General features: G+C 65.6%; 24 protein-coding genes. 11 read left to right on the forward strand and 13 right to left on the reverse strand.

All coding sequences use genetic code 11. The features are described from left to right. Positions 1-11: 11 nt before the first annotated feature. The 4 genes from J7S20_RS11390 (at position 12) to J7S20_RS11405 (ending at position 5,903) form a co-directional block, all read left to right on the forward strand. A complete protein-coding gene (locus tag J7S20_RS11390) occupies positions 12-1,220 on the forward strand; it encodes an acyl-CoA dehydrogenase family protein (protein ID WP_284054348.1) in 1,209 nt (402 codons plus the stop codon). Positions 1,221-1,243: 23 nt separating this feature from the next. After that, a complete protein-coding gene (locus tag J7S20_RS11395) occupies positions 1,244-2,023 on the forward strand; it encodes an SDR family NAD(P)-dependent oxidoreductase (RefSeq protein ID WP_284054349.1) in 780 nt (259 codons plus the stop codon). A gap of 5 nt (positions 2,024-2,028) precedes the next feature. Continuing rightward, complete coding sequence (locus J7S20_RS11400; protein ID WP_284054350.1) at positions 2,029-3,081, forward strand: CaiB/BaiF CoA transferase family protein; 1,053 nt, start codon at positions 2,029-2,031, stop codon at positions 3,079-3,081. Positions 3,082-3,188: 107 nt separating this feature from the next. After that, positions 3,189-5,903: a TonB-dependent receptor gene (locus J7S20_RS11405; RefSeq protein WP_284054351.1), complete on the forward strand. Its 2,715-nt coding sequence runs from the start codon at positions 3,189-3,191 to the stop codon at positions 5,901-5,903. A 10-nt stretch (positions 5,904-5,913) separates the two neighbouring features. Here J7S20_RS11405 and J7S20_RS11410 read toward each other — a convergent pair whose 3' ends face one another. From J7S20_RS11410 to flgB, 13 genes are all read right to left on the reverse strand, one after another. Then, positions 5,914-6,819 carry a flagellar motor protein MotB gene (locus J7S20_RS11410; protein WP_284054352.1) on the reverse strand — a complete coding sequence of 302 codons (906 nt, stop codon included), beginning with the start codon at positions 6,817-6,819 and terminating at the stop codon, positions 5,914-5,916. A 3-nt stretch (positions 6,820-6,822) separates the two neighbouring features. Continuing rightward, complete coding sequence (motA, locus tag J7S20_RS11415) at positions 6,823-7,686, reverse strand: flagellar motor stator protein MotA (protein ID WP_284054353.1); 864 nt, start codon at positions 7,684-7,686, stop codon at positions 6,823-6,825. Between the two features lie 111 nt (positions 7,687-7,797). Then, the gene (gene flgL, locus J7S20_RS11420) at positions 7,798-8,688 is read right to left on the reverse strand and encodes a flagellar hook-associated protein FlgL (RefSeq protein WP_284054354.1); all 891 of its coding nucleotides are present in this window, start codon (positions 8,686-8,688) and stop codon (positions 7,798-7,800) included. Positions 8,689-8,692: 4 nt separating this feature from the next. Next, positions 8,693-10,036: a flagellar hook-associated protein FlgK gene (flgK, locus tag J7S20_RS11425; RefSeq protein WP_284054355.1), complete on the reverse strand. Its 1,344-nt coding sequence runs from the start codon at positions 10,034-10,036 to the stop codon at positions 8,693-8,695. Next, positions 10,033-10,383 (reverse strand): rod-binding protein, encoded by a 351-nt coding sequence (locus tag J7S20_RS11430; RefSeq protein ID WP_284054356.1) that lies wholly within the window; start codon positions 10,381-10,383, stop codon positions 10,033-10,035. Before J7S20_RS11430 ends, flgK begins: the two co-directional genes overlap by 4 nt. After that, positions 10,380-11,474 (reverse strand): flagellar basal body P-ring protein FlgI, encoded by a 1,095-nt coding sequence (locus tag J7S20_RS11435; RefSeq protein ID WP_284054357.1) that lies wholly within the window; start codon positions 11,472-11,474, stop codon positions 10,380-10,382. Before J7S20_RS11435 ends, J7S20_RS11430 begins: the two co-directional genes overlap by 4 nt. A 19-nt stretch (positions 11,475-11,493) precedes the next feature. Next, entirely contained in the window at positions 11,494-12,171 is a 678-nt protein-coding gene (locus J7S20_RS11440) for a flagellar basal body L-ring protein FlgH (protein WP_284054592.1), read from the reverse strand. A 1-nt stretch (position 12,172) separates the two neighbouring features. After that, entirely contained in the window at positions 12,173-12,961 is a 789-nt protein-coding gene (gene flgG, locus J7S20_RS11445) for a flagellar basal-body rod protein FlgG (protein WP_284054358.1), read from the reverse strand. Positions 12,962-12,973: 12 nt separating this feature from the next. Further along, positions 12,974-13,720: a flagellar basal-body rod protein FlgF gene (gene flgF, locus J7S20_RS11450; protein WP_284054359.1), complete on the reverse strand. Its 747-nt coding sequence runs from the start codon at positions 13,718-13,720 to the stop codon at positions 12,974-12,976. Positions 13,721-13,746: 26 nt separating this feature from the next. After that, positions 13,747-15,009, reverse strand: a complete 1,263-nt coding sequence (locus J7S20_RS11455; protein ID WP_284054360.1) for a flagellar hook protein FlgE — start codon at positions 15,007-15,009, stop codon at positions 13,747-13,749. A 24-nt stretch (positions 15,010-15,033) separates the two neighbouring features. Further along, on the reverse strand, positions 15,034-15,720 hold the full coding sequence (locus J7S20_RS11460) for a flagellar hook assembly protein FlgD (protein ID WP_284054361.1): 687 nt from the start codon (positions 15,718-15,720) through the stop codon (positions 15,034-15,036). 2 nt (positions 15,721-15,722) lie between these two features. Next, positions 15,723-16,130: a flagellar basal body rod protein FlgC gene (gene flgC, locus J7S20_RS11465; RefSeq protein ID WP_284054362.1), complete on the reverse strand. Its 408-nt coding sequence runs from the start codon at positions 16,128-16,130 to the stop codon at positions 15,723-15,725. Between the two features lie 2 nt (positions 16,131-16,132). Beyond that, entirely contained in the window at positions 16,133-16,489 is a 357-nt protein-coding gene (flgB, locus tag J7S20_RS11470; RefSeq protein WP_284054363.1) for a flagellar basal body rod protein FlgB, read from the reverse strand. Positions 16,490-16,701: 212 nt separating this feature from the next. Between flgB and J7S20_RS11475 the strand changes: the two genes are divergently transcribed. The 7 genes from J7S20_RS11475 (at position 16,702) to flhA (ending at position 22,292) form a co-directional block, all read left to right on the forward strand. Further along, on the forward strand, positions 16,702-17,370 hold the full coding sequence (locus tag J7S20_RS11475; RefSeq protein WP_284054364.1) for a motility protein A: 669 nt from the start codon (positions 16,702-16,704) through the stop codon (positions 17,368-17,370). Next, positions 17,367-17,900, forward strand: coding sequence for a flagellar motor protein MotB (locus tag J7S20_RS11480; protein ID WP_284054365.1), 534 nt, complete (start codon positions 17,367-17,369; stop codon positions 17,898-17,900). The genes J7S20_RS11475 and J7S20_RS11480 overlap by 4 nt, the downstream gene beginning before the upstream one ends. An 89-nt stretch (positions 17,901-17,989) precedes the next feature. Next, positions 17,990-18,532, forward strand: coding sequence for a flagella basal body P-ring formation protein FlgA (locus J7S20_RS11485; RefSeq protein ID WP_284054366.1), 543 nt, complete (start codon positions 17,990-17,992; stop codon positions 18,530-18,532). A gap of 104 nt (positions 18,533-18,636) precedes the next feature. After that, positions 18,637-18,888, forward strand: coding sequence for a flagellar biosynthesis anti-sigma factor FlgM (flgM, locus tag J7S20_RS11490; RefSeq protein WP_284054367.1), 252 nt, complete (start codon positions 18,637-18,639; stop codon positions 18,886-18,888). Beyond that, the gene (locus tag J7S20_RS11495) at positions 18,875-19,186 is read left to right on the forward strand and encodes a flagellar protein FlgN (protein ID WP_284054368.1); all 312 of its coding nucleotides are present in this window, start codon (positions 18,875-18,877) and stop codon (positions 19,184-19,186) included. The genes flgM and J7S20_RS11495 overlap by 14 nt, the downstream gene beginning before the upstream one ends. Positions 19,187-19,268: 82 nt before the next feature. Next, positions 19,269-20,213 (forward strand): lytic transglycosylase domain-containing protein, encoded by a 945-nt coding sequence (locus J7S20_RS11500; protein WP_284054369.1) that lies wholly within the window; start codon positions 19,269-19,271, stop codon positions 20,211-20,213. Positions 20,214-20,216: 3 nt separating this feature from the next. After that, on the forward strand, positions 20,217-22,292 hold the full coding sequence (flhA, locus tag J7S20_RS11505) for a flagellar biosynthesis protein FlhA (protein ID WP_284054370.1): 2,076 nt from the start codon (positions 20,217-20,219) through the stop codon (positions 22,290-22,292). Position 22,293 lies beyond the last annotated feature (1 nt).

Below are 22,293 nucleotides of genomic sequence, written 5' to 3' on the forward strand. Positions count from 1 at the left end.
GGGGAGCCGAAATGGATTTCGAAGATACGCCGGAGGAGGCGGAATACCGGGCCAAGGCGCGTACCTGGCTCGAGAACAATGTCGCGGCGCATGAGCGTGAGCGCTTCCCCGACCCGCTGACGCGCGCCAGGGCGTGGCAGGCGCGCAAGACCGAGGCGGGCTATGCCTGCATCACCTGGCCCAAGGAATGGGGCGGGGGCGGCGGCACGCCGATCCAGTCGGTCATCTTCGGGCAGGAAGAGGCGAAGTTTCCGTCGGTACAGGCGGGCTATTTCACCATCGGGCTCGGCATGTGCGTGCCGACGGTGATGGGCTTTGCCGACGATGCGACCAAACAGCGTTTCGTCCGCCCCGCGGTGCGCGGCGACGAAATCTGGTCGCAGCTCTTTTCCGAACCCGCGGGCGGGTCCGACGTCGCGGCGATCCGCACGCGCGCGGTTCGCGACGGCGACGACTGGATCGTCAACGGGCAGAAGGTCTGGACCTCGGGCGCGCACTATTCGGATTACGGCATCGTTCTCGTCCGCACGAACACCGAGGTTCCCAAGCACAAGGGGCTGACGATGTTCTGGATCGATCTCAAGTCGCCCGGCATCGACATCCGCCCCATCCACCAGATGTCGGGAAAATCCGATTTCAACGAGGTCTATTTCTCCGACGTGCGCGTGCCCGATGCGCAGCGGCTGGGGCCGGTCGATGGCGGGTGGAAGGTCGCGCTGTTCACGCTGATGAACGAGCGGCTGGCGGTCGGTGGGGCAACCGGCGTCGGGCCTGCCGATATCCTGAAACTCGCGCGTGAGCTTCCCGGGAGCGACGGGCCGCTGCTTCACGACCGCGCCTTTCGCGAGCGGCTCGCGGACTGGTGGGTCCTGGCCGAGGGGCTGCGCAATACGCGGATGCGTGCGATCACCGCGCTGTCGCGCGGGCAGACGCCGGGGCCGGAAAGCTCGATCGGCAAGATCATCGCCGCCAACCAGCTCCAGCAGATCGGCAACGCCGCGATCGAGGCGGAGGGGCAGTTCGGCATCATCGACGATCCCGATCTCGCGCCGATGAAGGGGGCGTTTCACGACGCGGTGATGTGGGCGCCGGGCCTGCGGATCGCCGGCGGCACCGACGAAATCCTCAAGAACATCATCGCCGAGCGCGTGCTGGGCCTGCCCGGCGAAATCCGCACCGACAAGGATGTCGCCTTCAAGGACCTGCCGGCGGGCGGCTGACCACCAACAATCAGGAGAGCAACATGGACGTGAAGGGCAAGGCAGCGGTCGTTACCGGCGGCGCATCGGGGCTTGGGGCGGCGACGGCGCGCGCGCTCGCCGAACGGGGCGCGAAGGTCGCGATCTTCGACCTGCAGACGGAAAAGGGCGAAGCGGTCGCGAAGGAAATCGGCGGCGTGTTCTGCGAGGTGAACGTGACCTCCGACGAGAGCGTCGATGCCGGGTTCGCCAAGGCGCGCGAGGCGCATGGGCAGGAGAGCGTCCTCGTCTGCTGCGCGGGCACGGGCAACGCGATGAAGACCGCCAGCCGGTCGAAGGAGGACGGCTCGATCAAGCATTTCGCGCTCGAGGCGTTCAACTGGCTCATCCAGATCAACCTTGTCGGGACGTTCCGCTGCGTCGCGAAATCGGCCGCCGGCATGCTGACGCTTGATCCGGGGGAGGATGGTGCTCGCGGGGCGATCGTGATGACGGCGAGCGTCGCCGCCGAGGATGGCCAGATCGGCCAGGCGGCGTATTCGGCGTCGAAGGGCGGCGTCGTCGGCATGACGCTGCCGATCGCGCGCGACCTGATGAACGAGGGCATCCGCGTCAACACGATCCTGCCGGGCATTTTCGATACGCCGCTGATGCAGGGCGCGCCGCAACAGGTGAAGGACGCGCTCGCCGCCTCGGTGCCTTTCCCCAAGCGGCTCGGCAAGCCGGAGGAATATGCCCGGCTCGCACTCGCGATGGTCGAGAACGACTATTTCAACGGTGAGGATGTGCGCCTCGACGGCGCGATCCGCATGGCGCCGCGCTGAGCACCGTGACCGGGGTCCTGTTCGGCGTCCGTATCGTCGAGCTGGCGAGCATCGGGCCCGGCCCGTTCTGCGGGATGATGCTCGCCGATCACGGTGCCGAGGTGATTCGCGTCGAACGCCCCGGCCAGCCGCACGATCCGCGCGATCCGGTGCTGCGGTCGCGCACGATCGCCCATGCCGACCTGAAGACCGAAGAGGGGCGCGAGCGCGTGCTCGATCTCGTCGCCGATGCCGACGGGTTGATCGAGGGGTTCCGCCCCGGTGTCCTCGAACGGCTGGAGCTGGGTCCCGATGTGCTGCTCGAGCGCAATCCGAAGCTGGTGATTGGCCGGATGACCGGATGGGGGCAGACGGGGCCGCTGGCGCAGACTGCCGGGCACGACATCAATTATATCGCGCTGTCGGGCGTGCTTGGCGGGGTGGGGCCGGCGGACGGACGCCCGGTGCCGCCGATGAACCTGGTCGGCGATTATGGCGGCGGCGCGATGATGCTCGCGTTCGGGATGGTATCGGGCATCCTCCATGCGCGGACGGGCGGCGCGGGGCAGGTGATCGACTGCGCGATGACCGACGGCAGCGCGCTGCTGACCGCGCAGATATGGGGCCTAAGGCATCGCGGGCTGTGGCATGACGAACGCGGCGCAAATCTGCTCGATGGCGGGGCGTATTTCTATGGCTGCTACCGGTGCAGCGACGGCGAATATGTCGCGATCGGCGCGATCGAGCCGCAATTCCATGCCGAGCTGCTTGAGCGGCTTGGCCTGACGAGCGACCCCGATTTCGCGCAGCAGATGAACCCGAAGACATGGCCGCGCTGTCGAGAGCGGCTGGATGCCATCTTCGCCACCCGAACGCGCGACGAATGGGCCGCCGACTTCGAAGGGAGCGATATATGTTTCGCGCCGGTGCTGGCGATGGGCGAGGCGCCCGGGCACGGCCATAACGTCGCGCGCGAAACCTTCATCGAAGTCGGCGGCGCCGTGCAGCCTGCGCCCGCGCCGCGCTTTTCGCGCACACCCGCGCGCGCGCCATCGCTATCGAAATCACGAACCGACTAGGTCGATTCGCTTTTTTCGCGGCTGCGAAACTTTTGCGACAAAAGGGGTTTAGGCAAGAGTCGCCGGCCGCGCCGCCGGCCTGTGCGCAACGTCGGAAAGCCCAGTGAATGACTCGTTTCCCTGTTCTGGCGGCCGCGCTGCTCGCCGCGACATCGCAGGCCGCGCTTGCCGCGCAGCAGACCGACCCGCAGCCACGGCAGGACGGGCAGCAGGCGAATGGCAGCGCGACCGGCACTGATACGGGCACCGAAATCGTCGTCACCGGAGAACGGCAGCGCGGCGCGGTTATCGGCGATATTCCGCCCGAAGAGCAGCTCGATCAGGGCGATATCCAGTCCTATGGCGCGGCATCGGTTTCCGAACTGCTCGACGCGCTGTCGCCGCTGACGTCGAGCGGCCGGGGGCGGAGCAGCGGTCGGCCCGTCGTACTCCTCAACGGCCAGCGCATTTCCAGCTTTCGCGAAATTCGCGACCTGCCGACCGAGGCGATCGAGCGTGTCGACATCCTGCCCGAAGAGGTCGCGCTGAAATATGGCTATCGCGCCGATCAGCGCGTGGTGAACTTTGTCCTGCGCGACCATTTTCGCGCCTATACCGCCGACCTCGACGGCAAGGTGGCGACCGCCGGCGGGTGGAGCGATGGCGAGGCGGAGGCCAATTACGTCGCGATCAACGGCGATCAGCGGCTGAACGTCGATCTGGAGGCGGAGCGGACCAACAAACTGCTCGAAAGCGAGCGCGACATCATCGCGGCTGCCACGAATGCGCCCCATGACCTGTACGGCAATATTGTCGGCGCCGGCGGCGGCGAGATCGATCCCGCGCTCAGCGCGCAGGTCGGGCGGCCGGTAACCTCGGCCGGCGTTCCGGTCGGCACTGTGCGACCATCGCTCGGCGATTTCGCGGCGACGGCGGGGACGACGAACAGTACCGACACGACACGGTATCGCACGCTACGCCCCTCGACCCAGCGCTACAGCCTGAACGCCGTGCTGACGCGCCCGATCGGCGATGTTTCGGCGACGGGCAATATCCGGCTGGAGCAACAGAACAGCCAGGCGCTGCAAGGGCTGCCGGGCTTCGCGCTCGACCTGCCAGGAAGCAATCCCTTCTCCCCCTTCGCCAACGACGTGACGCTCTATCGCTATGCGCGGCCGGCCGATCCGCTCAACCGCGACACGCGCGATTTCACCGCGCATGGTGGCGTCACGCTGAACGGACATTTTTCGGGTTGGCAATGGTCGGCCACGGGCAATTACGACCGCGAAGTCACCGATACGCGGACCGAGACGGGGCTTGATACGAGCCTGTTACAGGCGGCGCTGCTGGCGGGCGATCCGGGCGCCAATCCGTTCAACCTGTTAGCGCCGCCGGTTCTGAGCGACCGTGCGCGGTCGGTTTCGAGCACGGGCGCGATCGACACGCTTGTCAACGGATCGCCTTTTTCGCTGCCGGCGGGAGAGGTCTCGACCTCGTTCAAGGCCGAGTTCGAAACCAGCGACCTGTCGAGCGAATCGACGATTGGGGGCATCTTCCAGTCGCGCCGCATCGGCCGCGACCGCGCCAATGCGCAGGTCAATGTCGATCTGCCCATCGCGAGCAGGCGGCGCGACGTCCTTTCCGCCATCGGCAACCTGTCGCTCAACGCCAATGCGCAGATTGCCGAGCTTTCCGATTTCGGCACGCTGACCTCGGTCGGCGGCGGCTTTCACTGGGAACCGGTCGATCCGGTGCGGCTGATCGTCAGCTATACGCAGGAACAGGGCGCGCCATCGGCGAGCCAGCTCAACGATCCGGTGATCTCCACACCGAACTCGCGCATCTTCGATTATGTGACGGGTCAGACGGTCGATATCGTGGCGGTGTCGGGCGGCAATCCGGCACTGCGCGCCGACAACCGGCATGTGCTGAAGGTGGGGCTCGACCTGAAGCCGCTCGACAACAATCCCGATCTGCGCATCTCGACCGAATATGTCCGTGAGCAGATCGACGATCCGATCGCGGGCTTTCCGTCGCCGACGGTGGCGGTGGAAGCGGCGTTTCCCGACCGGTTCTTCCGCGATGCCTCTGGCCGACTGATCCAGGTCGACCGCCGTCCGATCAACTTTCAGGAATCGCGGCGACAGCAATTCCGCTGGGGCATCGATTTCCGCAAGCGCCTCCAGCCCGAAGAACGTCGGCCGCCGCCCGATCGGCGGCGGAACTCGCGCGGCGACAATGCGGCGGGGCAAGATGGCGATGGGGCCAAGGCGAACAATGGCGGCGGGGCTCAGCGGCAGGACGCTATGCAGGACCGGAGAGGTGGCCGGGGTCGTGGCGGCTGGCGCGGGCGTCGCGGCGGGCGGATCGATTTCAGCGTCTTTCACACCATTCATCTGGTCGACAAGGTGTTCATCCGCGACGGCGTGGCGCCGCTCGACCTGCTCAACGGGTCCGCGACCGGCAATAGCGGCGGCCAGTCCCGGCACGAGGTGCAGGCACGCGCCGGCTATTTCAAGAATGGCTTCGGTATTCGGGCAAAGGCCGACTGGCAAAGCGCGACCACGGTAGATGGTGGCCCCTCGGGCGGAGATTCGCTGCGCTTTTCCGATCTCGCGACGGTCAGCTTCCGGCTCTTCGCCAATCTCGGTCAGCAGCGCTCGCTGGTTCGCGACCATCGCTGGTTGCGCGGCACGCGCGTTTCGCTGTCGGTCGACAACATATTCGATTCGCGCCAGCATGTGACGACGCCCGCGGGCACCGTTCCGATCAGCTATCAGCCGGGCTATGTCGATCCGCTGGGTCGCACCGTGCGGATCAGCGTTCGCAAGATATTCTTCTGACCGCGCGTCCTCAGTCGCCGAAATGGCCGCGGCGATAGAGCAGCGTTATCGCCACGCGGCGATTGCGCGGATCGGCGGGGTTGTCGGCAACCATCGGCTCGCGGTCGGCAACGCCTTCGATCCGTTCGAAGCGATCGTTGGGGATGCCGCTATCTGCGAGCTTGCGGCGTGTCGCCTCGGCACGCCCGCTCGACAGCATCCAGTTGTTCATCTGTTTCGTGTCGCCATAGCCCAGGCTGTCGGTATGGCCGCGGATCATGATCGGATTGTGCATCGGCCCGACGGTTTCGCCGATCAGTCCGATCAGTTTAGACGCCTCGGGCACCAGGGTCGTCGTACCCAGCGCGAACATCGAATAGTTGGCGTCGTCGAGCAGGTCGATCCGCATCCCGTCGCGTGTGGCGACGAAGTGGACATGGTCGGCCAGCTTGGCGAGGCGCGGCGATGCGTCCATGCGCTTGCGAAGTTCGGCGCGCAGTTTGCGGAAATTATCCCGGTCCTCGGCGGCGAGCGCTTCCTTGCTCTTGAGCGAGCCCTTTTGTCCGGTGCCCACATCTTCGCCGCCATTGGCATCGGTCGGGATCGTCATAGAGCGCGTGCCGGTTTGCGCCGCCTTGTGCGGATAATTGTCCTTGTCGATGATCGATTCGCCGCCGAACAGCCCGTTCGACCCGGCGCTGTTCTGCTTGAGTTCGACCAGCGTCGGCGCAAAATAATCGGCGAGCGACTTGCGCTGCTTCTCGGTCGTCGCGCCGAGCAGCCACAATAGCAGGAAAAACGCCATCATCGCGGTCACGAAGTCGGCATAGGCGACCTTCCAGGCGCCGCCGTGATGGCCCCCATGCCCTTCGACATAGATTTTCTTGACGATGATCTTGGGCGGCTGGTTCGAGCCGTGGGGAGCGCGCGCGGCCATGGCTCAGCGCCCACGCAGTCCGTCGAAGACCTCGCCGAAATTGGGCTGGTTCGAATGGGCGATCCCCGACCGCGCTGCTTCGATGACCAGCGGCTGCGGATGGCCGTGGAGCGAGGCGATGATGATCTGCTTCACCACATGATAGATCGCTGCGTCGGCGTCGATCACCTGTTTCAGGCGCGATGCGAGCGGCCCGACGATTCCATAGGCGAGCAGCACGCCCATGAAGGTGCCGACAAGCGCCGAACCGATCATGCCGCCCAGGATCGACGGCGGCTTGTCGATCGAACCCATCGTCTTCACGACGCCAAGCACCGCGGCGACGATGCCGAGCGCGGGCAGTGCGTCGGACAGCGATTGCAGCGTGACCTGCGGCCCTTCAACCTCATGATGGTGGGTCTTGATGGCGTTATCCATCACCTCTTCGACCGCATGCACGTCGAGCGTGCCCGACGACACGACGACGAGACGCAGCGTGTCGGCGATCAGGTTGATGAGCGTGTGATCGGCGAGCAGGCGCGGATATTCGGAAAATATCGCCGAGGATTGCGGGTCCTCGACATGCGGTTCCAGCGCGATCGGACCATCGGTGCGCAGCATCTTCATCAGCTTCGACACGAGGAAGATCGTGTCGAGATAGTCCTGCTTCTTGTATTTGGGGCCTTTCAGCACCTTCACGAAGCCGCCGCCCAGCGCCTTCAGCTCCTTCATCGAATTGCCGATGATTAGCGCGCCGACGGCCGCGCCGCCGATGATGATCATTTCGTGCGGAATGGCTTCCATCACCGGGCCGAGCGCGCCGCCGGTGAAGACGAAGCCGCCAAAGACCATGACGAGCAGGACAACAAGGCCGATTACTGGAAACATGTGTTCGCCAATTCCCCCCGCGCGTGAAAACTTACTCGGCCAGAACCAGTAACGACCGGTTCGCGCGAACTTTCAGCAATGTTTCGCCGAACTTGGTTATCAAAACGGTAATCACCGCAGATAATCGAACAGCGAAAGGCCCTCGAGCTTGGTGAAGCTCGCCTGCGTCGCCTGAAGCGCGGTCAGCGTCTTCTGAAGCTCGGTGATCGCGGTGGTGACGTCGGTATCTTCGAGTTGCGATCGCGTCACGTCGCGCGATGCGGCGAGATCGGTCAGCCGCGATTTCTCGAGATCGAGCCGCGCGCCCCGCGCGCCGATCGATGCCTGTGCGGTCGTGATCTTGTTGAGCGACGCCTGGATATCGTCCATCGCGCTGCTGGTGTCGCCGCCTGAGCGCAAGGCGTCGGCGAGTCCCTTGATCGTCGCGAACATATCGGGCGTCGACCCGTTGCCACCGAAGATCTTCGCGCCGTCGGTCCCGACCTGGATATTCGTGTCGGCGCCGATCGGGATTGAGGAGGTGTCGCCGGCACCGACATAGCTGACCGTGCCGTCGGCGGCCCTCGCAAAGGCGGTGTCGCCCGATGTGCCGCCGAACAGCGGCTGCCCTCTCGTATCCTTCGTATTGGCGAGCGAGAGCAGGTGATCGAGTATCCCGTCGAGCGAGACGGCGATGCTTTCGCGGTCGCTGGGCGACAGCGTTCCGTTCGCCGCCTGCACCGCATATTCATTGGCCCGCTGCAGCTGCGTGGTGATGCTGCTGAGCGTCGAATCGGACTGATCGAGCAGGCTCTGCGCGAAATCGATGTTCGATGTGTATGCCGCGTCGTCCGCCGTGGCGCGCTTGATGCCCGCCAGCCGTTGATAGGCGATGGTATCGTCGGCGGCGCCCGTCAGCCGCTTGCCCGTCGCGATCTGCGACTGCAGCTTGTCGGCCTGGCCGTTGAGCGTGGCGAGCTGGCCTACCGATCGGTTGAAGAACTGGCTGGTGGTGATCCGCATGGGCTTATCCGATGTTGAGCAGCGACTGCAGCGATTCGCGCGCGACCTGGATCACGCGGCTGGACGCCTGATAGGCTTGCTGAAAGCGCAGAAGGTCGACCGCTTCCTCGTCGAGATTGACGCCGGCGACCGAATCGCGTGCGGCCGTCGCCTTGTCCTTGATGGCGGTCTGAACGTCGGAGACGGCGCGTCGGCCCGACAGCGCGGAGGCGTTGTCGGTGACGAGGTCGGTGATCCGGTTCTCGATATTGCCCGAAGTGCGAAAGGCGTCGAGATTGGCCACGTTCGAATTGTCGCGCGCGCCGCCCGACGGACCGGCTGCGGCAATCGCGCCGGGATCGGTCATCGGCATCGTCATCGTCGATGCGCCGCCCGACATGGCGAACATCGCGGCACCGGGATTGCCCGACAGATCGTTGCCGCCCGCCTGCACCGCATTGATGCCGTCGACGAAATCCTTCGCGATCGTGTCGAGCTGTTCGCTCGCCGCCGCGATGCGCTGGGCGCCGTCGACTATGCCGGCAAGTTCGCCCCCGGTTGGCGTCAGCGCCGAGGTCGTGCCGAGGCGCGATACGGCGAGCGACACGGCCCCCGTGGCGTTGCGAGAGTAGCTTACCGTCGACGCGATATCGCCCTGCACGAGCATCGGACCCGCGCTGCCGCCGCCGCGCACCGATGCGCGGCCCGCCGTGTCGATATCGACGCTGATATCGGTGATCTTGCTCATCGATTCGAGAATGCGGTCGCGTTCGTCGAGCAGCTGCGCATGGCCGCTATTGTCCGCGGCGGTCCTGCCGAGCGAGGAATTGACCTTGGCGAGCGCGCCGGTGAGCTGGTTGAGCTGGTCGAGCGACTGCTTCGCATGCGTGTCGATCTCGTTCGCGGCGGCATCGAGCGCGCGCCCGCTGCCGGCAAAGGCGCTGGCGACGCCCTGCGCGCTTTCGAGCATCGCCGCGCGCGGTCCCGTCGCCGAAGGATCGGCGGCAACGCTCTTGGCCGCGGCGAAGAAGGCGGTCAGCCGGTCGGAAAGCTGATAATCGGTCAGCGAACTGTCGATCCGTTCCAGCGTGGCGACGCCGGTGCTGGTGCGCGACAGATCCGATTGTGCCGAGCGGACCTCAGCCGAACGGAACGGGTCGGCGGCGCGCGATATGCCGTTGATCGACACGCCCTGTCCGCTCAGCACCGAACGCGTGCGGAAGCTTTCGGCTGCGCTGATCTCGCTCAGATCGGTCGAACGACGGGCATAGCCGGTGGTGCCGACATTGGCGATGTTTTCGGAAACCGTCGTCATCGCCGACTGATAGGCCCGGACGCCGCTGGCGCCGATCGACAGCAGATCGCTCATTTCGCGTCATCCTGCTTGGCCGAGGCGCTGGCATCGGACGTATCCGACGCGCTCTGCGCCTTGGCGAGGAAGTCGGTCATCGCCTTGCCGATGCCCAGCGGGGTGTGCGCGGCCATCGATTTGGCGAATTGCTGATCCTGCATGTCGCGGAACTGCTCGGTCGCCTTGTTGTCGAACAGGCTTTCGGCAAGGTTCGCGCTGCGCATCGACTTCAGCATCATGTTGACGAAGATCGCTTCGAACTGCTGGCCCGCCTGATCGAGATTGGCGTGCGTGTTCGTCCGGCGCGTGTCCGACGCGACGCCATCAAGCCTGAGCGGCGAGGTGGGCGAAACCGGCTGGGTCACAGCACGATCAAGTCGGCCTTCAGCGCGCCGGCTTCCTTCAGGGCTTCGAGGATCGCGACCAGGTCGCTGGGCGACGCGCCGATGGCGTTCACCGCCTTGACGATGTCGGCCAGCTTCGGGCCGGGCGCGAGCAGGAACATCGGGTGGCGTTCCTCTTCGGTGCTGACCGCGCTGTCCTGCACGACCGTCGTCTTGCCCTTGCTGAACGGGGCCGGCTGGCTGACGCGCGGCTGCTCGTCGATCCGCACCGTCAGCTTGCCGTGCGTGACAGCAGCAGGTGCGACCCGGACGGCGGAGTTGATGACAACCGTTCCGGTGCGTGCATTGACGATCACGCGGGCAGCGGCCTCTGCAGGTTCGACCTCGATATTCTCGATTTCGCTCATCAGCGTCGACCGCAGCCCCGCGCCCTGCGGCGCGGCGACGCGCACCGACACGCCGTCGATCGCGCTGGCGATACCCTGGCCGAAACGGCCGTTGATTGCGGTGGCGACGCGTTGCGCGGTGGTGAAATCCGATTCGGACAGGTTGAAGGTCAGCGTGGGCGTCGTGGCGAACCCGGTATCGACCGCACGCTCGACCGTCGCGCCTTCCGGAATGCGACCGGTGGACGGCACGTTAACCACGATGGAAGAGCCGTCGGCGCCGTTCGCGCCCATGCCCCCGACGGCCAGGTTGCCCTGCGCCATCGCGTAGATCTGACCGTCGGCACCCTGCAGCGGCGTCAGGATCAGGCTGCCGCCGCGCAGCGACTTGGCCTTGCCCAGCGCGGCGACGGTCACGTCGATCTTCTGCCCCGGCTTGGCAAAGGCGGGCAGGTCGGCGGTGATCATCACCGCCGCGGCATTTTTCAGCCCCGGATTGACCCCGGCCGGCAATTGCAGGCCGAAGCGCGAGGTGACGCCCTTCATCGACTGCACGGTATATTCCAGATTGTCGTCGCCCGTGCCCGGCAGGCCAACGACGATGCCGTAGCCGACGAGCTGGTTCGACCGGATGCCCTGGAACGAGCCGAGATCCTTGACGCGTTCGGCCATGGCCGGCTGTGCGATCGTCAGGGCGGCGAGGACAGCGATGAGAAAGCGGATCATGTCGTCTGTGCTCCGGCGCTTAGAAGGGGCTGATGATCTGGAAGAAGCGGCTCAGCCAGCCCTGACGGCTGGCGCGGGCGACGTCGCCCTTGCCGGTGTAGGAAATCTGCGCATCGGCCACGCGGGTCGAAGCGACGCGGTTGTCGGCGCTGATATCGGCCGACCGGACGATCCCGCGAATCTCGACCCATTCGTCGCCGCGATTGAGCGTAAGGCGCTTGCGGCCCTGAACCAGCATGGTTCCATTGGGATAGGTTGCGTACACCGTTACGGTAATCTCGCCGCTCAGCGCATTCGACTGGCCAGCCGTGCCCGTACCCTTGAACCCGCGCGTGCCGCTGGCGGCGGCGTCGCTCGAGTTGAATACCGACAGCGGGCCGGTCGATGGCGGCAGGATCGAAAACCCGCCCTTGCTGTCGAGGTTCGAGCCCGCCGACTTGGTCGCGCTGGTATGTTCGACCAGCACGATCGTCAGCGGATCGCCGACCGCATGCGCGCGGCTTCCCTCGTACAGGCCGGCATAGCCCTGCGACGCCTGAAAGATCGATCCGTTCGCGGGCGGCGGTGCCGGCGGCGGCGGGACCGTCGCTGCGTAGCGGGGATTCTCTTCATGGTCGCGTGCGCAGGCGGGCGTAGCGCCGAGCGCGAGAAGCGACCCTGCGGTGAGCGCGACGACGATATGGTTGATGGTGCGCATATCAGACATTCTGGTTCGCATATTGGAGCATCTCGTCGGTCGCCTTGATCATCTTCGAATTGACCTCATAGGCGCGCTGCGTCTCGATCATGTCGACCAGCTCCTCGACGACATTGACGTTCGACCCTTCGAGCATGCCCTGGCGGATCTGGCCGCGCCCGTCCTGGCCCGCGACACCCAGATTGACCGCGCCCGAGGCGGCGGTTTCGATCATGTAGTTGTCGCCGGTCGCCTGAAGTCCGGCCGGATTGGGGAAGCTGGCAACCTGAATCTGGCCTAGCTCGCTCGGCTCGGTCTGGCCGGCCACGGTCGCCGATACGGTGCCGTCCGACCCGACGGTGATCGAGGTCGCGCCCTCGGGCACGGTGATGCCCGGCATGACCTGATAGCCTTCGGAGGTGACGAGCAGTCCTTCGGGCGAGCGCGAGAAATTGCCGGCGCGGGTATAGCCGAGCGTTCCGCCCGGCATCTGCACCTGGAAATAGCCGTCGCCGTCGAGCGCCATGTCGAGCGAATTGCCAGTGGTCTGCAGCGACCCCTGCGTATCGATATGCGCGGTGCCCTGCACCCGCACCCCGGTGCCGAGGTTAAGGCCGGTCGCGTATTTCGATTGCGACGTGCTCGCCGCGCCCGGCGCGGTTACCGTCTGATAGGCCAGCGTCTCGAACGCCGCACGGTCCTTCTTGAACCCGGTCGTGTTGACGTTGGCGAGGTTGTTCGAGATCACCCGCATGCGCATGTCCTGGGCGTCGAGCCCGGTGCGCGCGATATGCATTGCCGCATTGCTCATCGGTCAGTTCCTTCAGCTCGGCATGCGCATGATCGATGCGCCGCCTTCGTCCATTTTCTTGGCTTCTTTGAGGAGGTTAGCCTGGACCTCATAGGCGCGCTGGTTCTCGATCATGTCGACCAGTGCCTGGGTCATGTCGACGTTCGACTGTTCGAGCGCGCCGCTGGCGACCTTGCCCTCCATATCCTGCGGCAACACGCCGCCGCCGCGGACATGCAGCAGGTTGTCGGTGCCCTTCACCGTATCGGTGCCCGTCGCGCTCGCCAGCTTGATCTGGTCGATCTTCTGCGGCGCGGCACCAGGTTCGGCGCCCAGCGGAATGATCGACAGCGTGCCGTCTTCGGCGATCATCACCCTTTGGGCGGGAGGCACGGTGATGGGTCCCCCCGAACCCATCACCGGGAAACCGTCGCCGGTTTCCAACACGCCCGTCGGCGCGATCGAAAGATCGCCGCGACGGGTATAGGCTTCCTTGCCGTCGGTCGCCTGGACGGTGATCCAGCTGTCCGACGTAACGGCGACGTCGAGTGGACGACCGGTCTGTTCGATCGTGCCGGCGCTGCGGTCCATGTCGATCACGCCGGCACTGGTATCCTGCCGCGTGTCGAACCCTTCGCCGTCGATCATCATCCGGTCGAAACCGACGCGGTCCGCACGAAAGCCGATCGTTTTCGCGTTGGCGATATTGTTCGCGATCGCCGCCTGCGTCGTCATCTGACTGCGCATGCCGGACATCGCGGTATAGATCAGCCGGTCCATCGTGCGGTTCCCCCCAATTCAGCCCGTTACTGGATGTTGAAGATCGCCTGGGAGATCTTGCTCGAGGTATCGAGCGCCTTGGCGTTGGCCTGGAAGTTCCGCTGCGCGGCGATCAGGCCGACCAGTTCCTCGGTAATGTCGACGTTCGATCCTTCGACCATGCTCGACATCATCGATCCGAAACCGTCCTGTCCGGCCTCGCCGACGATCGGCGCGCCCGAGATGCCCGAGGACGACCACGAGCTGTTGCCAAGCTGGCGCAGGCCCGACGGATTCGAGAAGTTGGCGAGCAGAACCTTGCCGATCGCTTGCGTCTCGCCGTTCGAGAAGCTGGCGCTGACCAGCCCTTCGCTGTCGACGGTCACGCCCTGAAGCTGGCCGACGGCCTTGCCGTCCTGGCTGCGCGTCACGACGTTGAACGGAGAGCTGAGCTGCGTCGACGACGCGAGGTCGAGGCTGAGCTGCATCTGTGTCGAGCTGGCGCCCGGCGTGAACGGCGCGAATGCCGTTGCCGATGTCGGAGAAGTCATCGCGCCGGTTCCATCGAACGTCGCGGTGATCGGACCCGATCCGCTTGCCGGCTGCAGTTCCTGATCGCCGACATAGCTGTGGACTTCCCATGTGCTCGTCGGCGGCGTGCCGGCGGCCGCGGTCTTGCGGACGAAATAGTTGGTCATCGTCAGCGCGTTGCCGTCGGCATCGTAGATCGTGCTCGACGTCGACTGGTTGAACGAGTCGGTGTTGAAGCGGTCGAACGGCGTGCTCGGCACCGCGCTGCTCGAATTGAGGTTCACGCCCAGCGCGACATTCTGCGTCGGCTGCGGGGTGCCGCTCGTCTGCGGCAGGCGCAGGCTCACCGCCTGATCGAGCCCGGTGGCGACCACCGATCCGCTGCCGTCGACCGGATAGACCTGCAAGTGCGCGCCCTGCGCATCGACGACATAGCGATCGGCGTCGACCAGGAAACCGCCGTTGCGGGTGAAGTTGACCTGAGAGCCGTCCATGTTCGGCTTGACCGCGAAGAAGCCGTCACCGGCGATCGCGAGGTCGAGCGAAGAACCCGACTGGTTGAGCGTGCCCTGGCCGAACTGCTGGCGGATCGCCTTGGTAACGACGCCCGAACCGATCATCTGGGTCGGGCTGACCGACAAGCTCGACGCGATGACGTCGGCGAATTCGGTCCGGCTCTTCTTGAATCCGTTGGTCGAGACGTTCGCAAGGTTGTGCGAGATCGTCGACATATCGTTCTGGGCCGCCTTGAGGCCGCTGAGCGAGGTATAGAAGGACATGCGCGTTACTCCTGTTCGAAAAGGTCAGCCGACGCTGCGGACGGCGGATGCTGGGATCTGCCCGACGCCGGGCACGGTGAGGACGGGGTCGCCGTCATTGGTCATCTGAACCGATGTGACGGGCGCCCACACGAGCGTGCGGCTGACGACGTCATCGGTTCCGTTGACGGCGTGCGCGGAAATCGTGAACGGTCCGGACCCGGCGGCCTCGCCGGTATCGGTGGTGCCGTCCCACATGAAATTGACGGTGCCCTTCGACTGGGGGCCGAGCGATTCGGTGCGCAGCAACTGGCCATTGGCGTTCTGCACGGTGACCGTGACATCGGTTGCGTCGCCGTCGAGTTCGATGCCAGCCTGCATCCCGCCATTGGCGAGCGGATAGGCGGTGTCGCCTTCTGTCAGCACATTCTTGCCGACCCAGGCGAGCGCATCGCTCGAGCTGGTCGCGCCGAGCTTCGCGGCGATCGCCTTCAGCGTCGAATTGGTCTCCTCCTGGCTGGCCAGCGAAGAGAATTGCGCCATCTGCGACACCATCTGCGTGTTGTCGACCGGGTTGAACGGGTCCTGGTTCTTGAGCTGCGCGGTCATCAGCGACAGGAAATCGCTCTGGTCGAGCGTCGATTTGCCCGTCGCATTGGCCAGCGCCTGCGTCGTCGCATTGGTGCGGCCGATGCCCGAATTTGAAAGCGCGGTGTCGAACGAAGTCGCCATGATCAGCGTCCCAGCTTGAGGGTGTCGACGATCAGCGACTTGGCGGTCTGCATCACCTCGACATTGTTTTGATAGCTGCGCGCCGCTTCCATCATGTCGACGAGCTCGCGGGTCTGGTCGACCGCGTTTTCGTAAACATTGCCACTGGCATCGGCGAGCGGGTTGCCCGGATCGTAGCGCTTGGTCGGTTCTTCGCCCGCGCTCACGACCTTTTCGACGTCGACCGTCGCCATGCCCGACGCCGCATCGTAATGCGTGCGGAACACCGGCTTCATCGTCTTGTACGCCTGGTCCGGCGTCGTCGCGACGCCACCGACATTGGCGAGGTTCGACGCGGTCGTGTTCATGCGGACCATCTGTGCGGACATTGCCCGACCGGCGACGTCGAAGATGCTCATCGGCTGCGCCATGATCATTCACCCCTCAGTGCGCGGGTGATCGTGGAGATCCGCCCGTTCAGGAAAGACAGTGTCGTCTGGTAGGCGACGGCGTTTTCGGCGAAGGCGGTCTGCTCGGTCGACAGATCGACGGTGTTGCCGTCGAGCGACGCCTGCAACGGCACCCGGTATTTGGTCGCATCGTCGATCGCCCGCGTGGGCGAACTCATCCCCGGCTGCTCGACCGCATCGAGCGCCTGTTTGAAATCGATGTCCTTCGCCTTGAATCCCGGGGTCGAGGCGTTGGCGATGTTCGACGCGAGTACGCCCATGCGCTTCGAACGCACCATGAGCGCTGCTCCGTGCACGCCGAAAAGTGAGTTGTCCGCCATGTGTGGCCTCCAAACGCGAAATTGCGTGATCGTGAGAAGCAATGCCCGTGCCAGTTTCGCAATCGAGGGCGAAAGCCACGCAAATCGGGGGTGGGGGGCGGCAGGCGGCAAGATCTTGCCGCCGACCGGCAACCGGCTGCACCGCTTTTGCCGCCGGTGAGTGCGGGTTGGATGCGGTGTGAAATTGGCGCGGTGCTTGCAGTGCGGCGCGCATGGATACATCCGTACTTCCGATCGGCGCGCTGGCGCCCTTTGTCGATCCGGTGGCGCTTGCCATCGTTGTCGGCGGCACGCTGCTCGCGCTTGTCATCCGCACGCCGCGGGCCGACCTGGCCCGCGCCTTTGCCGCGCTTGCGGTGCTCGCGCGCAGGCCGTGGAAGGCCGATACCACGCTCGATCAGATCGCCGCGCTCGATCGCATCGCGCGAAAACATGGCATCGTGGCGCTCAATCGCTCGGTGATCCGCGACGGCGATGTCGCCGAGGCGGTAACCGACATCGTCGATGGCGCTGGGCCTGAAACGGTGCGCCGCCTCATCGGAGAACGCGCGCTTGCGCGCAGCGAGCGGCACCTCGCCGCCGTCGAAGTCTGGTCTGGCATCGCCGAGATTGCGCCCGCGATGGGAATGGTCGGCACGCTGATCGGCCTGGTGCGCATGTTCATGGTCATGACCGACCCGACCCGGATCGGCGGTGCGATGGCCGTGGCGCTGCTCACCACGCTGTACGGCGCGGTGATCGCCAGCCTGATCGCCAGCCCGATTGCCGCGCGGTTGCGGCGGCTCGCGCGAATCGAGGCGTTCGAGCGATCGCGCCTCGAAGCGCCGCTCATCGAACTGGCGCGACGCGAACGCCCGCGCCTGCGCGAGGCGGTGGCGTGACCCCGGCGGCAGTCGACCGGTTCGAAGCGCCGCGTTCCGCGCGCCCGGTCTGGCTCACCACCCTCGCCGATCTCGGCCTGCTGCTGGTCGGCTTTTTCGCGTTCTTGCAGGCCAATCGGCAAGTCGACGGCACTGCGCTCGCCGATGGCCTGAGGGCCGGCTTTGTTGCGCAGCAATCGGCGGGTCCCGCACCGATGGCGGTCGATATTTCGCGCGTCGCGGGGTTCGCGCCCGGTGCCGCTACGGGCGCTGCGGTTGCGCCTGCAGTCATCGCCTGGGCACGCGGCGCGGCCGCCGATCCACGCACGGCGATCCGTCTTGCCGGCAGTACCGACGGAAGCGCGGTCGACGTCGATGGCGCGACCGGCAGCGCGGCGATCCTTGCGAATGACCGCGCCCGGTTCGTTGCGGTTGCGTTGTTGAAAAGCGGTGCCGTGCGGCCCGACCAGCTCGTCATCGCGCCAGAGGGTGCGGAGCCGAAGGGGCGCTCGGTCACGCTTTCGCTTGGCTATGCCGGGCAGCGGCAATGATTTGCCGCCCGGCAATGCCGGTTTGCCGGCCATTCCGGCATGGCTCTTGCTGCATGTCGCCCGAGAAATTTAGTATGATGGAGACCCGCATGTTTCGTGCAATCCTGCCCGCAATGCTGCTCGCTGCCGCACCTGCTGCGGCGCAGACCGCACAGTTTCAGGACACCGCGCTGCTCGACACTGCCGTGGCGCAGTTCACCGGCAAGGCGATCGGCGAGGAGGGCGGCGCGCGCACGGCGATCGACAAGCGGCTGAAACTTGCCGCCTGCGCGATGCCGCAGCTCGACTGGCGCGGCAGCTTTCACGATGCCGTGATCGTGCGCTGCATGTCGCCTGTCTGGCGAATTTTCGTCCCCGTGAACGTCGCCAGGCCGGCGCCCGCGCCTGCCGCGGTCGGCACGACATCTGCGGCGCGGGTGCCGGCTGCCAAGCCGGTCAAGATCATCAAGCGCAACGATCCGGTGACGATCGAGGCGGGGTCGGACGGGTTCAAGATCACCCGCGACGGCATCGCGATGGGCGATGCGGCAGCGGGCGAGCGGCTTCAGGTTCGGGTCGAACAGGGCAAGCCGCCGATCCAGGCGATCGCCGTCGAACCCGGCCGTGTGACGCTGCCCGGCTGGGCCGAATAAATTTTCTCTAAAGGAATCCGCGATGGGGTCGTTGTTCACAATGTCGGCATTAGCAAAAGGCTGCAGACATGGTGGAACCTATCGGCGCAAAGCCCCGAAGCTCGGTGGATCGGATTTCGTCTCCGGTCGCGCCCGCAGCACGTGCGCAGCGACCGGCGAACGCCGCCGCGCAGCGCGATACGAGCGGGCTCGCGGCAACGTCGCGCAGCTTCGCCAAATCGCCGCCGGTCGATGCCGGTCGGGTAGCCACGCTGCGCGCACAGGTGCAGCAGGGCAGCTACCGCATCGACGCGAAGGCGGTGGCCAACCGCATGCTCGCCATGCGCAAGGATTGGACGTCCAATGACGCGTCGTGATGCCCTGGTGCAGGTGATCGAAAACCTCCACGCCGAAATCGCGGCGCTGAAGGCGAACGACATCAAGGCGCTTGAAGCGGCGACTGCCGCCAAGCTCGGCCATATCCAGACGATCGCCAATGACGACGAAGCGCCGCCGACGACCGAGTTGCGTCAGCTTGCCGAAGAGGCCAACCGCCTCAACGAAACCGCGCGGATCTACGTCAATCTGATGGCGGCAAATGTTCGCCGCCGCCTGCAAAATATTACCGGTGGCGCCGCCGCCGGTGCCTATGGCGCGACCTATCACGTCGCCTGAACGGCACAACTACTCTCACTGGAACAACTGGCACGGTCCTTGCTGAATGAGCCCCTGTAAGGGGCAATATGAGCAAGGCCGGATGAGCGTAAATCCCATCATTCCCGCCGGAACACCGGTACAGCGCGCGATTGCGGTCGCGAGCCGCAAGACCGGTATGGATTTCGACTATCTGCTCGGCCAGGCGCAGGTGGAAAGCGGAATGCGTGCCGATGCGCACGCGCCGACCTCCAGCGCGACCGGGCTGTATCAGTTCATCGAACAGAGCTGGCTGCAGGTGATGAAGCAGCACGGCGCCGAGCACGGTCTCGGCTGGGCGGCGGACGCCATCCAGCAGGGCGCGGGCGGACGCTTCTATGTCTCCGATCCCAATATGCGCCAGTCGATCCTCGACATGCGCAACGATCCGCAGACCGCTGCGCTGATGGCCGCCGAACATGCCGCCGACAACAAGGTCGCGCTCGAAAGCAGCCTTGGCCGCGCGGCGACGGGCACCGATCTTTATATGGCGCACTTCCTGGGGCTGGGCGGCGCGCGTTCGTTTCTGGGCGCGATGGAAGCCAATCCCGGCCGCAGCGGTGCGGCGATGTTTCCGGCCGCCGCACGCGCCAATCGCAACGTGTTCTACGACGGCAGCGGACAGCCGCGTTCGCTCGGCGAAATCTACCAGCGCTTTGCCGCCAAGCTCGACAATGGTGCGGCTTCGGTCGGCGCGACCGGGCTTGCGTCGGACTCGCTCGACGGAGCCGGTTCGTTCGGCGGACAGGCGCCGCAACTCGAAGTCGTGCTCGGGCGCGGGGCGATCGACGGTGACCGCCAGTGGCTCGCCAACGCCTTCGACCGGATGGCGGGCGGCGCGAGCGACAGCCCCCGGCCCGAACCCGCGATGTTCAATGCCAGTTACGGCAATCTCGGCAGCGCGCGCTCGCTCGAAGCGTCTTCGGCGATCGCCTCTGCCCGCGCCTTTCGCCCGACGCCCGAAACCGCGCGTCTCGCCTATCTCATGCTTGCAAGTCTCGGAGCGTAATCGATGCCGTTCCTTCCGCGTGGCGATATTCCCGCGATGATCCGTGGCGGCGCCCTGCCGATCGCCATCCTGTTGCTCGTCGTCCTGATGGTCGTGCCGATCCCGGCCTTCATGCTCGACGCGTTCTTCATCATGAACATCATGATAAGTCTGGCCGTGCTGATGGTGGCGTTGAACGCGCACAAGCCGCTCGACTTTTCCGCCTTTCCGACGGTGCTGCTGTTCGCCACGCTGTTCCGGCTGGGTCTGAACGTCGCCTCGACGCGCGTCGTGCTCGTCCACGGGCATGAGGGCGAGGCCGCGGCCGGCCATGTCATCGAGGCATTCGGAACCTTCCTGATCGGCGGCGACTATGTCGTCGGCATCTTCGTCTTCGCGATCCTGATGATCATCAACATGATCGTCGTCACCAAGGGCGCAGGTCGCGTGTCCGAAGTGTCGGCGCGCTTCACCCTCGACGCGCTGCCCGGCAAGCAGATGGCGATCGACGCCGACCTCAATGCCGGTCTCATCACCCCCGACGAAGCGCGCACGCGCCGCGTCGATGTCGCGACCGAAGCCGATTTCTACGGCGCGATGGACGGTTCGTCGAAATTCGTGAAGGGCGATGCGGTCGCGGGTCTCCTGATCCTCGGCGTCAACATCATCGGCGGGCTTATCCTGGGCACGGTCAGCCACGGCCTGTCGATCGGCGATGCTGCGCACAATTATGTGATGCTCGCGATCGGCGACGCGCTCGTTGCGCAGCTGCCTTCGCTGATGCTGTCGATCGCCGCTGCCGCCATCGTCACCCGTGTGAAGTCGGACGACGACCTTGCCGGTCAGATCTCCGGCCAGTTCGGCAGCCACAAGACCTGGACGCCGGTCGCCGCGATCCTCGGGCTGCTCGCCGTCCTTCCCGGCATGCCGACGCTGGTCATCCTTCCGGCCGCCTGTGCAGCCGGTTTCGCCGCTTACAAGATGCGCAAGAAGGCCAGCCTGCCGCCGCCGCCCGAACCCGAAGCGCCGCCCGCCGATCCGTCGCAGATCGGCTGGGACGAGGTGACCGACAACATGCAGGTCGTGATCGATATCGGCTATGGCCTCGTGCCGCTGGTCGATGAGCGCAAGGGCGCGTCGCTGATGGGCCGCATTACCGGCGTCCGGCGCCAGCTTTCGAAGGAACTCGGCTTCGTCGTGCCGCAGGTGCGCGTGCGCGACGACATCAACCTGCCACCCTATGCGTACCGCGTGTCGATCGGCGGCGTCGTCGCCGGCGAAGACAGCGTTTCGCCCGATGAGATGCTCGCGCTCGACACCGGTCAGGCCGCCGGCCATCTGTCGGGCAAGCCCGCCAAGGACCCGACCTTCGGCCTCGACGCCGTGTGGATCAGCAAGGCCGATGCCGACGCCGCGACGGGGCAGGGCTATCTGGTCGTCGATCCCGGCACGGTGATGGCGACCCACCTCAACCAGCTGCTCATCCAGAACGCATCCGATCTGCTCGGCCAGGATGAGGTCCAGTCGCTGCTCGACGAACTCAAGGAGCGTGCCGGAAATCTGGTCGCGGCGCTGTCTCCGCAACCGCTTCCGCTCACGACGCTGACCCAGATCCTGCGCGGGCTGCTCACCGAGAATATTCCGCTCAAGGAATTCCGCCGCATTGCCGCTGCGATTGCCGTCGCTGCGCAAAAGACCGCCGATGCCGACGAGATCATCGAGCTGATCCGGCCCGAACTCGGCCCGCTCATCATCCAGAAACTGTGCGGCGTGCGCGAACCGCTGCGCGTGATGACGCTCGAAGGGCAGCTCGAGGCGCTGCTCGGCCAGGCGGTCCGTTCGGACGCATCGCGCAGCCACACGATCGAACCCGATCTCGGCCGCCGCATCGTCGATGCGCTGCAAAATGCCGCGCAACCGCTCATCAACGAGGCGAAGCCCTTCGCGCTGGTCGTCCAGCCGTCGATCCGCCTCGCGATCCGCAAGCTCGTCAAGACCTGCCTGCCCGACACACCCGTCATGAGTTTTTTCGAGGTGCCCGAGGAAAAGCCGGTTGAGGTCGTCGCCGTGGTCGGCGCTCCGGAGGCGTTGCCGGCATGAA

It is taken from the genome of Stakelama marina (genome assembly GCF_018122655.1).
Classification (GTDB): Bacteria; Pseudomonadota; Alphaproteobacteria; order Sphingomonadales; family Sphingomonadaceae; genus Sphingomonas; species Sphingomonas marina.